Here is a 13,251-nt window from a genome sequence, read left to right on the forward strand (position 1 = left end):
CCGGATTCGGCCAATCCCGGGGGGGGTCAGTTCGTCTCGGACAGCTGGTCGAGGATCGCTGGGTTCTCCAGCGTCGAGGTGTCCTGCGTGATCGCCTCGCCCTTGGCGATGCTGCGCAGCAGGCGCCGCATGATCTTGCCGCTGCGCGTCTTGGGCAGGTTGTCGCCGAAGCGGATGTCCTTGGGCTTGGCGATGGGGCCGATTTCCTTGGCGACCCAGGCACGCAGCTCGTTGGCGATCTGCTTGGCTTCCTCGCCAGTCGGGCGCGCGCGCTTGAGCACGACGAAGGCGCACACGGCCTCGCCCGTCACGTCGTCGGGACGGCCCACCACCGCGGCTTCGGCCACGAGGTCGGTCTTGGACACCAGCGCCGATTCGATCTCCATCGTGCCCAGGCGGTGGCCCGACACGTTGAGCACATCGTCGATGCGGCCCGTGATGCGGAAGTAGCCGCGGTCGGCACTGCGCACCGCGCCGTCGCCGGCCAGGTAGATCGTGCCGCCCATCTCTTCGGGGAAGTAGCTCTTCTTGAAGCGCTCGGGGTCGTTCCAGATGGTGCGGATCATCGAGGGCCATGGCCGCTTGATGACCAGCATGCCGCCCGCGCCGTTGGGCAGGTCCTTGCCCGTCTCGTCGACGATCGCGGCCATGATGCCCGGCAGCGGCAAGGTGCACGAGCCCGGCACCAGCGGCGTGGCGCCCGGCAGCGGCGTGATGACGTGGCCGCCGGTCTCGGTCTGCCAGAAGGTGTCGACGATCGGGCAGCGCTCGCCGCCGATATTGCGGTGGTACCACATCCACGCTTCTGGGTTGATCGGCTCGCCGACCGAGCCGAGGATGCGCAGGCTGGTCAGGTCCCAGTTCTTCGGGTGCACTTTTCCGTCGCCTTCGGCCGCCTTGATGAGCGAGCGGATCGCGGTGGGCGCGGTGTAGAAGATCGAGACCTTGTGCTTCTGGATCATTTCCCAGAAGCGGCCCGCGTGCGGGAAGGTCGGGATGCCTTCGAACACGACCTGCGTGGCGCCGGCCGCGAGCGGGCCGTAGGCGACGTAGGTGTGGCCGGTGATCCAGCCGATGTCGGCGGTGCACCAGAACAGGTCTTCGGGACGGATGTCGAAGGTCCAGTCCATCGTGAGCTTGGCCCACAGCAGGTAGCCGCCGGTGGCGTGCTGCACGCCCTTGGGCTTGCCGGTGGAGCCCGAGGTGTAGAGGATGAACAGCGGGTGCTCGGCATTGACCGGCACGGGCGCGCACTCGGTGCTCTGCCCGGCCAGCGCTTCGGTGAAGGTCTTGTCGCGGCCCTCGACGCGGTTCCACGCGGTGGGCGTGCGCTCGTACACGAGCACGGTCTTGAGCGTGTCGCAGCCGCCCAGCGCAATGCCGTCGTCCACGATGGCCTTCAGCGGCAGTTCCTTGCCGCCGCGCAGCTGGTAGTTGGCGGTGATGACGGCCACGGCGCCCGCGTCGATGATGCGCTCCTGCAGCGCCTTGGCCGAGAAGCCGCCGAACACCACGCTGTGGGTGGCGCCGATGCGCGCGCAGGCCTGCATGGCGACCACGCCTTCGATGGTCATCGGCATGTAGATGATGACGCGGTCGCCCTTGTTGATGCCTTGCGCCTTGAGCGCGTTGGCGAACTGGCTCACGCGGGCCAGCAGTTCCTTGTAGGTGACGCGGGTGACGGCGCCGTCGTCGGCTTCGAAGACGATGGCGGTCTTGTTCTCGACCGGGGTGCCGATGTGCTTGTCCAGGCAGTTGGCGCTGGCGTTGAGCTCGCCGTCGCCGAACCATTCGTAGAACGGCGCCTTCGATTCATCGAGGGTGCGGGTGAAGGGCTTCGTCCACTGGAGGTTGTCCTTGGCCAGGCGGGTCCAGAAGCCTTCGACGTCCTGTTCGGCTTCCTTGCACAACGCCTCGTAGGCGGCCATGCCGGCAATGCGGGCGCCTTCGGTGGCGCGGGCGTCGGGCGGGAACACGCGGTTCTCGACCAGGACGGATTCAATGTTCTTCGATGCGCTGCTCATGCTCTTGTCTCCTGATTGAATGCGGCCGTAATGTCGGGGCACGCACTTACGGGCCACTGACGGGGTCGATGTTAGTTCGCAGGGTTATCACGAGTGCGTCACTGGGAGACCTCTAGAATCGCCCGACTTTTTACATCTGTCTTCTTACTTCATGTCCGCCCCCGATCCTTTCGACGCCCGGAACGCGCCCGTACCAGCACGCAGTTCCCCGCTGAAGCCACTGCCCCGGCTCATCTTCGCGAGCCGCTGGCTGCAGCTGCCGCTGTACCTGGGACTGATCGTGGCGCAGGGCGTGTACGTGGTGCACTTCCTGGTCGAGCTGCTGCACCTGGTGGAAGCCGCCTTCGGCAACAAGGATGCGCTGCAGGCCCTGATCGCGAGCATCGGCTACAAGACCACCGCACCGGTCGGCGCGCTCAACGAGACGGTGATCATGCTGGTGGTGCTGGCGCTGATCGACGTGGTGATGATCTCCAACCTGCTGATCATGGTGATCGTGGGCGGCTACGAGACCTTCGTGAGCCGCATGGACCTCGAAGGCCACCAGGACCAGCCCGAATGGCTGAGCCACGTGAACGCCTCGGTGCTCAAGGTGAAGCTGGCCACCGCCATCATCGGTATCAGCTCGATCCATCTGCTCAAGACCTTCATCAACGCGGACAACTACACCGACAAGGTGCTGATCGCGCAGACCGTGATCCACATCGCGTTCCTGTTCTCGGCCATGGCCATCGCGTACACCGACAAGCTGATGAACGAGGCGGCCGCCGCCAACGCCCACCACTGAGGGCCAGTTAAGCCGCATCCCAGGCCGGCACTTCGGTGAAGCGCTCGGCCAGGAAATCGAGCAAGGTGCGCAGCGCAGACGGCATGTGCTTGCGCGAGGCGTACACCGCGTACACCCCCAGCACCTGCGGCTCGTGATCGGGAAAGAGCGACACCAGCTCGCCCGATTGCAGCAACCCCGACGTCAGATAGGTGGGCAGCATCGCGATGCCCGCCCCGGCCCGCGCCAGCGCCATCAGGCTGGCCGCGTCGTTGGTCGAGAGGTTGCCGGCCACGGCCACCGAGACCGGCAGGCCGTCGGCCTTGCGCGTGAAGTTCCACAGGCTGCGGCCGAAATACGAATGCGTGAGGCAGTTGCGCTGCGCCAGCTCTTCCACGCGCTGCGGCTGGCCGTGCGCCTTCAGGTAATCGGGTGTCGCGCAGACCACCGAACGGCACACCGAGAGCCGGCGTGCGATGAGGTTCGGATCGATCTCGGACGACACGCGGATGGCCAGGTCGATGCGCTCGTCCACCAAGTTCACCGCACGGTCGAGCAGCACCAGGTCAACCGCCACGCCCGGGTAGCGCCGCACGTAATCGGCCACCGCGCCGGCCAGCTGCGCCTGCGCGAACGAGGTGCTGGCCGTGATGCGCAACTGCCCGCTCGGCGCCTCGGCCGGGTGGCGCACCGCCGCCTGCATGTCGCCCGCGAGTTCGAGCACTTGGCGGCAGCGCGGCAGCAGCTCTTCGCCCGCCGCAGTGAGGCTCAGGCGGCGCGTCGTGCGGTGCAGCAGGCGTGCGCCGGTCCATTGCTCCAGTTCGGCCACGTAGCGCGTGACCACCGGGCGCGACAGGTCGAGCTTGTCGGCCGCGGCCGAAAGGCTGCCCGCGTCCACCACGGTCACGAACACCCGCATTGCGTTCAATCGGTCCATTCGAACGATTTTAGGAATAAAGAAGCGCGGAATTCGAGGTATTTCTTTCGAAACCAGAAACCTAAGATGCGGTTCATCCCCTTCCCAACTTTTGACTGGAGTCCCTCATGAGCCACATCGCCATCATCGGAGCCACCGGACGTGCCGGCAGCCGCCTTCTCGAAGAAGCGCTGCGCCGCGGGCACACCGTCACCGCCATCGCGCGCAAGGCCAGCGAGAAGCTGTCGGGCCGCGCCAACGTGAAGGCCGTGGATGTCGACGCGCTCGACGCCGCCGCCCTAGAAAAGGCCGTGGCCGGCCATGACGCCGTGTTCAGCGCCGCGCACTTCGCCACCGTGCCGCCCGCGGCCGTCATCGAGCCCGTCAAGCGCGCGGGTGTGAAGCGCCTGCTGGTGGTCGGCGGCGCCGGCAGCCTGTTCGCGGCGCCCGGCCTGAAGGTGATCGACACGCCGAACTTCCCCGACGCCTACCGCGCCGAAGCCACGGCCGGCGGCGTATTCCTCGATGCGCTGCGCAACGAGAAGGACCTCGACTGGACCTTCCTGTCGCCCTCCGCCGAATTCGTCGAAGGCGAGCGCACCGGCAAGTTCCGCCTGGGCAAGGACGACCTGCTGGTGAGCGCCGAAGGCCGCAGCTGGATCAGCTTCGAGGACTACGCGATCGCATTCATCGACGAGCTCGAGAAGCCTGCGCACTCGCGCCAGCGCTACACGATCGGCTACTGATCGCTCGGCCGGCAACGAAAAAGGACCCTCGCGGGTCCTTTTTTCATTGGGGGTTGCGGAGCGGATCAGCGACCCGTCATGTTCTCCGGCACCACCCACGCATCGAACTGCTCGGCTGTCAGGTGCCCCGACGCAATCGCCGCCTCGCGCAGGCTCGTGCCTTCCTTGTGCGCCTTCTTGGCGATGTAGGCCGACTTGTCGTAGCCGATGTGCGTGTTCAGCGCCGTCACCAGCATCAGCGAACGCTGCACCAGCTCCGTGATGCGTTCGCGGTTCGGCTCGATGCCCACGGCGCAATGGTCGTTGAAGCTCACCATGCCGTCGGCCAGCAGGCGCACGCTCTGCAGGAAGTTGTGCGCCACCATCGGGCGGAACACGTTCAGCTCGAAGTTGCCCGAGGCGCCGCCGATGTTGATGGCGACGTCGTTGCCGAACACCTGCGCGGCCAGCATCGTCACGGCCTCGCTCTGGGTCGGGTTGACCTTGCCCGGCATGATCGACGAGCCCGGTTCGTTCTCGGGAATGCTCAACTCGCCGATGCCGCTGCGCGGGCCGCTCGCGAGCCAGCGCACGTCGTTGGCGATCTTGTTCATGCTGGCGGCGAGCGTCTTGAGCGCGCCGTGCGCATGCACCAGCGCATCGACGCTGGCCATGGCTTCGAACTTGTTCGGCGCGGTCACGAACGGCAGGTTCGTGAGCTTCGCGAGTTCGGCCGCGACCTGCTCCGCGTAGCCCTTGGGCGCGTTGAGCCCGGTGCCGACGGCCGTGCCGCCCAGCGCCAGTTCGCACAGGTGCGGCAGCGCGGCGCGCACGTGCGCCTCGCCGTGCGCCAGCTGCGCCACGTAGCCCGAGAACTCCTGGCCCAGCGTGAGCGGCGTGGCGTCCTGCAGGTGGGTGCGGCCGATCTTCACGATGTCGGCGAAGTCTTCAGCCTTCTTCGCCAGCGTGCCGCGCAGCTTGGCGATGGCGGGCAGCAGCTTGTGCGTGATGGCTTCGACGGCCGCCACGTGCATGGCGGTGGGGAACACGTCGTTGCTCGACTGGCTGCGGTTCACGTCGTCGTTCGGGTGCACCAGGCGCCCTTCCCCGCGCTCGCCGCCGAGCAGCTCGCTGGCGCGGTTGGCCAGCACCTCGTTGACGTTCATGTTGCTCTGCGTGCCCGAGCCGGTCTGCCAGACCACCAGCGGGAACTCGCCCGGATGCTTGCCGGCAATGACCTCGTCGGCCGCGGCCACGATGGCGTGGGTCTTCTTCTCGTCCTGCAGGCCCAGCGCGTGATTGACCACGGCCGATGCGCGTTTGACCTGGGCCAGCGCCTTGATGATTTCGCGCGGCTGCTGCTCGCCGGAGATGTCGAAGTTCTGCAGCGAGCGCTGCGTCTGCGCGCCCCACAGCTTGTCGGCCGGCACGTCGATCGGGCCGAAGGTGTCGCGCTCGGCACGGGTCTTGGGAGAAGTCGTCATGAGAAAAATGGCTCCACAGTCTTGGATGGTTGCGCCCGCTCACCGGGCGCGGTGCCGAGTATGGTCTCAATAAGAATGGCTCGCATCTGACGAGGCCTTTCGCTCAGGTCCCACAGACACGATACGCCCGTGGGTTGACTCGCGTCATGCCAAAAAGTTATAATTAGCGACTTCCGACGACCAACAAGTCATGTTGGTCACCCTTGCACTACTCGCGGATCAGCGAATCCCGTCGCGGTGCAAGGCCCTTCACGCCGGGCCCAGCCCGGCAAACCGGCCGGATCTTTTTTCCGGCCCCATTGCCACGTCACGCTCATCCAGGCGGCGCCCCTCGACCAGGCCCGTTGTCTGCGAATGAAGCATCCGGCGGGCACTGGCTTCGTCGCCAAGTCGTCTTCAGTGCCTGTCGGCAGCCCTCGGGGCTCGCCGGGCCATTGCATGCGCATGCGCAATCTTCATGCGCGCTGTCGGGCAGCTCCCTCATCGGGCTGATGGCGTGGCCGTTGCCGCCCTCCGGGGCGGTGCTGTGTCCACCCTTCACTCAAGGAGCCCCGGCATATGGCCAAAGGAATTCTCATCGACCATGTCTTCAAGGTGTTCGGCGACTCGCCCGAACAAGCCCTCGAGCTGGTCCGCCAAGGTTTTTCCAAGAAGGAAATCCTGGCGAAGACCGGCCAGTCGATCGGCGTGTTCGATGCCACCTTCGAGATCCAGGCCGGCGAGATCTTCGTGATCATGGGCCTGTCGGGCTCGGGCAAGTCGACGCTGGTGCGCCTGTTGAACCGGCTCATCGAGCCGACCGCCGGGCGCATCGTGATCGACGGCGCCGACATCAACGAGCACTCCGACAGCAAGCTGCGCGCGCTGCGCCGCAAGGACATCAGCATGGTGTTCCAGTCGTTCGCGCTCATGCCGCACATGACGGTGCGCGAGAACACCGCCTTCGGTCTGGAACTGTCGGGCACGCGCAAGAAAGACCGCCTCGCGCAGGCCGACCTGGCGCTGGCGCAGGTGGGCCTTTCGGGCTGGGGCGACAGCTACCCCGACGAGCTGTCGGGCGGCATGCAGCAGCGCGTGGGCCTGGCGCGCGCGCTGGCGTCCGACCCGTCGATCCTGCTGATGGACGAGGCCTTCTCGGCGCTCGACCCGATCATCCGCACCGAGATGCAGTCGGAGCTGCTGCGGCTGCAGCAGGTGCAACGCCGCACCATCGTCTTCATCTCGCACGACCTGGACGAAGCCATGCGCATCGGCGACCGCATCGCGATCATGAAGGACGGCCACGTGATCCAGGTCGGCACGCCCGACGAGATTTTGCGCAGCCCGGCCGACGACTACGTGCGCAGCTTCGTGCGCGGGGTGGACGCGGCGGCGGTGTTCAAGGCGGCGGACATCGCGCGCAAGTCGCTCACCGTGGTGTGCGAGCACCCCGAGCGCGGCGCACGCGCGGCGCTCAAGCTGCTCGAAGACCAGGACCGCGACTTCGCCTACGTGACCAGCCCGACCAAGCGCTTCCTGGGCGTGGTCTCGGCCGACACGCTGCGCGGTGCGCTCGACGGACATTCGGGCCCGCTCGGGTTGCAGCACGCCTTCCTCGAGGACCTGCCGCGCATCGACGCCGAAGCCCCCGTGGCCGGCCTGATCGGCCAGCTCGCGCAGGCGCCGTGCGCACTGCCGGTCGTGGCCGGCGACGGCCGCTTCTGCGGCGCGATCAGCAAGACGACGCTGCTCAAGTTCCTCGACCGCGACACGCCGCCGATCGAACCCGTCTCGCCGCATGCCGCGCCCGCACTCGCCGCCGAGCCGCACTGAATTCACGAAGGACCTTGAACGATGAACGACACCACATTGCCTTCCGACCTGAACGCGCCCCTGCTGGACACCCCCGTCCTGGACACGCCCGCCGCGTCCCCTGCGGCCCTCGATCCGTGGGAAGCCATCTCGGCCGCGCCTGACACCTCGGCCGCCAGCGCCTGGCTCGACGCCCCGGCGAACACCGCGCACGCCCTTGCCGGCCAAGCCGACACCGCCACCAACGGCTTCGCGCTGCACCGCTTGTGGGACGGCTCGCTGCCCGTCGAGGCCTGGATCAACCAGGGCCTGGGTTGGGTGGTGGAGCACTTCCGTCCCTTCTTCCAGACCGTGCGCCTGCCGATCGACAGCACGCTCAACTCGGTGCAGGGCCTGCTCACCGCCCTGCCCGCGCTGCCGATGATCGCGCTCATCGGCCTGCTCGCCTGGCAGTTCGCCGGCCGCGCGCTGGCCATCGGCACCGTCGTGTCGCTGATGCTGGTGACCGTGCTGGGCATCTGGCCCGAAGCCATGGTCACGCTGTCGCTGGTGCTGACCTCATTGGTGTTCTGCATGGTCATCGGCCTGCCGCTGGGCGTGCTGCTGGCCAGCAGCGACCGGGCCCAGCGCGTGATGCGCCCGGTGCTCGACGCCATGCAGACCACGCCGGCCTTCGTGTACCTCGTGCCGGTGGTGATGCTGTTCGGCATCGGCAACGTGCCGGGCGTGATCGTGACCATCGTCTTCGCGCTCGCCCCGCTGGTGCGCCTGACCAACCTCGGCCTGCGCCAGGTGCGCCCCGACCTCATCGAGGCCGCGCGCGCCTACGGCGCCTCGCCCTGGCAGATGCTCGTGAAGGTGAAGCTGCCGCTGGCCATGCCCTCGATCATGGCGGGCATCAACCAGGCGCTGATGCTGTCGCTGTCGATGGTGGTGATCGCCTCGATGATCGCCGTGGGCGGCCTGGGCCAGATGGTGCTGCGCGGCATCGGCCGGCTCGACATGGGCCTGGCCACCGTCGGCGGCCTGGGCATCGTGCTGCTGGCGATCACGCTGGACCGCCTGACGCAGGCCATGGGCAAGTCGCGCCGCAGCGCCGGCCACCGCTGGTGGTACACGGGACCGGCCGGCCTCGCGCTGCGCACGCTGCAGCGCCTTGTCGGCACGCCCTCGCGCGGCTCGCACGCCGATGACGCCGTGCCCGCCCTTTCCACGCAAGCGCACTGACCGCCCCGGAGGACATCCACGCATGAAGAACACCCGCCTCTTCCTCGCCCGCGGCCTCCTGGCGCTGGGCTTCGCCGCCTTCGGTGCGACCGCGCAGGCCGCCACTGATCTGCCCGGCCAGGGCGTCACCGTGCAGCCGCTGAAAAGCTCGCTCGCCGAGGAAGCCTTCCAGACGCTGCTGGTGATGCGCGCGCTCGAGAAGCTCGGCTACAAGGTCGAGCCGATGAAAGACCTGGAGCCCGCCACCGAGCACCTGGCCATTGCCAACGGCGACGCCACCTTCATGGCCAACCACTGGAGCCTGCTGCACGCCGACTTCTACAAGAACAGCGGCGGCGACGCCAAGCTGTGGCGCCAGGGCACGTACTCCGACGGTGCGGTGCAGGGCTACCTGATCGACCGCAAGACCGCCGAGCAATACAACATCACGAACCTCGCGCAGTTGAAGGACCCGGCCATCGCGAAGCTGTTCGATGCCGACGGCGACGGCAAGGCCGACCTCACCGGCTGCAACCCCGGCTGGGGCTGCGAGCTGGCCATCGAGAACCACCTGAACGCCTACCAGCTGCGCGACAGCGTGACCCACAAGCAGGGCAGCTACGCGGCGCTCATGGCCGACACCATCGCGCGCTTCAAGCAGGACAAGCCGATCCTCTACTACACGTGGACGCCCTACTGGGTCAGCGCCGTGCTGCGCCCGGGCGCCGACGTGGTCTGGCTGCAGGTGCCCTTCTCGCCCGCGCAGGCCGGCGCGCAGGTCGACACCCGGCTGCCCAACGGCCGCAACTACGGCTTCCTGGCCAACGAGCAGCGCATCGTCGCCAACCGGGCCTTCATCGAGAAGAACCCCGCTGCCGGCCGCCTGTTCGAGGTGATGAAGCTGCCGATCAGCGACATCAACGCGCAGAACCGGCGCATGAGCGAAGGCGCGAACAGCATGCAGGACGTGACGCGGCATACCGACGGGTGGATTCGGGTGCACCAGGCGACCTTCGACGGGTGGATTGCGCAGGCGCGCGCTGCGGCCCGGTAACACCGACTCACACCCGCGCCGGCGCCCTTTCGCCCGGCGCCGGCCTGCGGTATTGGTGGCTGAGATAATCGAGGGCGTTCCCCCTCCAAGAAGACTCCCCACCATGACGACCACGATCCAGCAGGCCGACCTGATCGAATCGATCAGCGCCGCGCTCCAGTACATCAGCTACTACCACCCCGCGGACTACATTGCCCACCTCGCCAAGGCCTACGAGCGCGAGCAGAGTCCCGCCGCCAAGGACGCCATCGCGCAGATCCTGACCAACAGCAAGATGAGCGCCACGGGCCACCGCCCGATCTGCCAGGACACCGGCATCGTCAACGTGTTCCTCAAGGTGGGCATGGACGTGCGCTGGGGCGGCTTCACCGGTTCGCTGGACGACGCCATCAACGAAGGCGTGCGCCGCGGCTACAACCACCCCGACAACACGCTGCGCGCCTCGGTCGTGGGCGACCCGCAGTTCGATCGCAAGAACACCAAGGACAACACGCCCGCGGTGATCTTCACCGAGATCGTGCCCGGCAACACCGTCGAGGTGACGGTGGCCGCCAAGGGCGGCGGCAGCGAGAACAAGAGCAAGCTGGTCATGCTGAACCCCGGTGACAGCGTGGTCGACTGGGTGCTCAAGACGGTGCCGACCATGGGCGCCGGCTGGTGCCCGCCGGGCATGCTGGGCATCGGCATCGGCGGCACGGCCGAGAAGGCCGCGCTGATGGCCAAGGAAAGCCTGATGGACGACCTGGACATGCACGAGCTGCAGGCCAAGGCCGCCTCGGGCGCCGAGCTCAGCAAGGTCGAGGCGCTGCGCCTCGAACTGTTCGAGAAGGTCAACGCCCTGGGCATCGGCGCGCAGGGCCTGGGCGGCCTGGCCACCGTGCTCGACGTCAAGATCCAGATGTACCCCACGCACGCGGCCAGCAAGCCCGTGGCGATGATCCCCAACTGCGCCGCCACGCGCCACGCGCACTTCGTGATGGACGGCAGCGGCCCGGTCTACCTCGACCCGCCGTCGCTGGACCTGTGGCCCGACGTGAACTGGGCACCCGACGAAAAGAAGAGCAAGCGCGTCAACCTCGACCAGCTCACGCCCGCCGAAGTGGCGAGCTGGAAGCCCGGCGACACGCTGCTGCTGAACGGCAAGATGCTCACCGGCCGCGACGCCGCGCACAAGCGCATCCAGGGCATGCTGGCCAAGGGCGAAAAGCTGCCGGTCGACTTCAAGAACCGCGTCATCTACTACGTCGGCCCGGTCGACCCGGTCGGCAACGAAGCCGTGGGCCCCGCCGGCCCGACCACCGCCACGCGCATGGACGGCTTCACCGAGATGATGCTGGCCGAAACGGGCCTGATCGCCATGATCGGCAAGGCCGAGCGCGGCCCGGTCGCCATCGAGGCGATCAAGAAGCACAAGAGCGCCTACCTCATGGCCGTGGGCGGCGCCGCTTACCTCGTGAGCAAGGCCATCAAGACCGCCAAGGTCGTGGGCTTCGAAGACCTGGGCATGGAAGCCATCTACGAATTCGACGTGGTCGACATGCCCGTGACGGTGGCGGTCGATGCCGGCGGCACCAGCGCGCACATCACCGGCCCGGCCGAGTGGCAAAAGCGCATCGCCAGCGGCGAGTTCAAGACCATTCCGCTGGAAGTCGCTTGAACCCGGTCGGCGTGTTCGACAGCGGCGTCGGGGGGCTGAGCACGCTCGCCGCGCTGCAGGCCGAACTGCCGACGGAACGCTTCGTCTACTTCGCCGACACCGCGAACGCGCCGTATGGCGAGCGCGGCGACGCCTACGTCATCGCGCACTCGCGCCAGGTGGTCGAACACCTGCTGCGCGCACACGACATCAAGGCGCTGGTGGTGGCCTGCAACACGGCCACCACGGCGGCGATCCACGTGCTGCGCGCCGAATTTCCCGCGCTGCCCATCGTGGGCCTGGAACCGGCGCTCAAGCCCGCCGTGGCGACGAGCCGCACGGGCCACATCGCGGTGCTGGCCACGCGCGGCACGCTGGCCAGCGCCCGGTACGCAGCCCTGCGCGAGTCCTTCGGCGGCTCGGCCACCGTGCGGCCCGTGCCGTGCGACGGTCTCGTGAAGGCCATCGAAGGCTTCGACAACCCCGGCATCGCCGCGCTGTGTGCGCGCTACATGGCGCAGGCCGGCCCCTTCGGCGACGGCGCGGGCCAGGTCGACACCGTGGTGCTCGGCTGCACGCACTACCCGCTCGTGAAAGACGAACTGCAGCGCCACGCACCGGCGACGCTGCGCTTCATCGACACCGGCGCGCCGGTCGCGCAGCAGACGCGTCGCGTGCTGGCGTCGCTCGGCCGGCTGGCCGACGACGGCAGCGAAGGCGCGCTGGTGCTCGAGAGCAGCGGCGACCTGGCGGTGCTCGAAGCCGCCGCGGCGCGCTGGCTGCCCGCACGCGCGCGAGGCGCTTCGGTGCCCGCGGCGAACGCTGCCTGACATCCTTTCACCCGCCATGCGCGCCCTCTTCTTCCTGCGTCATGCACTGGTCCTGCTGGGCCTGGCCTCGGCCGCCGGCTTGGGCCACGCCGCCTGCGAAAGCGGGCTGGCCGAGCGCATGCACGCCAAGCTCTATCCGAAGCAGCCGCTCGACGAGCGGCTGGCCGCCTGCAAGGTCTGGCCGGCGTTTCCCGGCCGCAGCATCGTGGTGCTGCCCATGCCGCGCGAGACCACGGACAAGGGCGCCAAGGTCTTCGACCTCGCGCTGCTGCTGATCCAGCGGCCCGACAATGGCAACACCGACCGCGACACGGTGATCGGGCGGATCTTCCTGCCCGAGGCGCTCGACGAAGACGCCACCACCTCGATCCAGGAAATCCGCGTCGACACCTCGCGCTATGTGCTGTCGCCCGACACGCGCGCCTTCGGCCTGCGCGTGCGCTACCGCGGCAACAGCACGACCTCGGGCCCGCAGGCCAGTGAGACCGTGCGCCTGTACGTGCAGCGCGGCAACAAGCTGCAGCAGGTGCTGCAGGAGATCGAGCTCGACCACGACAACGGCGGCTGGGACGCCACCTGCACCGGCCACTTCGAGAAGCTGCGCACCATGCTGTCGGTCGCGCGCACCACGAGCAACGGCTTGGCCGACCTGCAGCTGTCGCGCACGCTGGTGCAAAGTCGTGCGCAGGAACAGGAAGACCAGGGTTGCGTCGAGAAAGCGCTGCCCGCCAAGTTCAGCACCGTGACGCTGCGCTATGACGGCGAGCGCTTCAAGGTGCCGAAGTCGCTGCAGCAGACGCCCTGAGGCGCCGGGGCGCC

General features: G+C 67.9%; 11 protein-coding genes. 8 read left to right on the plus strand and 3 right to left on the minus strand.

The window, feature by feature from the left end:
* Positions 1–26 precede the first annotated feature (26 nt).
* Positions 27–2,024, minus strand: coding sequence for an acetate--CoA ligase (gene acs / locus VHAB30_RS11745; RefSeq protein ID WP_159277142.1), 1,998 nt, complete (start codon positions 2,022–2,024; stop codon positions 27–29).
* A gap of 151 nt (positions 2,025–2,175) precedes the next feature.
* On the opposite strand from acs, the gene VHAB30_RS11750 reads away from it, so the two are divergent.
* Entirely contained in the window at positions 2,176–2,811 is a 636-nt protein-coding gene (locus VHAB30_RS11750; protein WP_062475803.1) for a YqhA family protein, read from the plus strand.
* Between the two features lie 7 nt (positions 2,812–2,818).
* On the opposite strand, the gene VHAB30_RS11755 is transcribed toward VHAB30_RS11750, so the two are convergent.
* A complete protein-coding gene (locus VHAB30_RS11755) occupies positions 2,819–3,727 on the minus strand; it encodes a LysR family transcriptional regulator (protein WP_159277143.1) in 909 nt (302 codons plus the stop codon).
* Between the two features lie 107 nt (positions 3,728–3,834).
* Between VHAB30_RS11755 and VHAB30_RS11760 the strand changes: the two genes are divergently transcribed.
* Positions 3,835–4,452 carry an NAD(P)-dependent oxidoreductase gene (locus tag VHAB30_RS11760; protein ID WP_159277144.1) on the plus strand — a complete coding sequence of 206 codons (618 nt, stop codon included), beginning with the start codon at positions 3,835–3,837 and terminating at the stop codon, positions 4,450–4,452.
* Positions 4,453–4,517: 65 nt separating this feature from the next.
* Here the strand turns inward: VHAB30_RS11760 and fumC are convergent, their stop codons facing one another.
* On the minus strand, positions 4,518–5,915 hold the full coding sequence (gene fumC, locus VHAB30_RS11765) for a class II fumarate hydratase (RefSeq protein ID WP_095947781.1): 1,398 nt from the start codon (positions 5,913–5,915) through the stop codon (positions 4,518–4,520).
* 558 nt (positions 5,916–6,473) lie between these two features.
* Here fumC and proV point away from each other — a divergent pair.
* The 6 genes from proV (at position 6,474) to VHAB30_RS11795 (ending at position 13,237) form a co-directional block, all read left to right on the plus strand.
* Entirely contained in the window at positions 6,474–7,727 is a 1,254-nt protein-coding gene (gene proV, locus VHAB30_RS11770) for a glycine betaine/L-proline ABC transporter ATP-binding protein ProV (RefSeq protein WP_095947782.1), read from the plus strand.
* Between the two features lie 21 nt (positions 7,728–7,748).
* Entirely contained in the window at positions 7,749–8,933 is a 1,185-nt protein-coding gene (gene proW, locus VHAB30_RS11775; RefSeq protein ID WP_159277145.1) for a glycine betaine/L-proline ABC transporter permease ProW, read from the plus strand.
* Positions 8,934–8,955: 22 nt separating this feature from the next.
* Positions 8,956–9,966, plus strand: coding sequence for a glycine betaine/L-proline ABC transporter substrate-binding protein ProX (gene proX / locus VHAB30_RS11780; RefSeq protein WP_159277146.1), 1,011 nt, complete (start codon positions 8,956–8,958; stop codon positions 9,964–9,966).
* Positions 9,967–10,069: 103 nt separating this feature from the next.
* Complete coding sequence (locus tag VHAB30_RS11785) at positions 10,070–11,623, plus strand: fumarate hydratase (RefSeq protein WP_062475824.1); 1,554 nt, start codon at positions 10,070–10,072, stop codon at positions 11,621–11,623.
* Positions 11,620–12,432 carry a glutamate racemase gene (murI, locus tag VHAB30_RS11790; protein ID WP_159277147.1) on the plus strand — a complete coding sequence of 271 codons (813 nt, stop codon included), beginning with the start codon at positions 11,620–11,622 and terminating at the stop codon, positions 12,430–12,432. The genes VHAB30_RS11785 and murI overlap by 4 nt, the downstream gene beginning before the upstream one ends.
* A 16-nt stretch (positions 12,433–12,448) precedes the next feature.
* On the plus strand, positions 12,449–13,237 hold the full coding sequence (locus VHAB30_RS11795) for a PA3715 family protein (protein ID WP_159277148.1): 789 nt from the start codon (positions 12,449–12,451) through the stop codon (positions 13,235–13,237).
* Positions 13,238–13,251 lie beyond the last annotated feature (14 nt).

It is taken from the genome of Variovorax boronicumulans (assembly GCF_009811375.1).
Classification (GTDB): Bacteria; Pseudomonadota; Gammaproteobacteria; order Burkholderiales; family Burkholderiaceae_C; genus Variovorax; species Variovorax boronicumulans.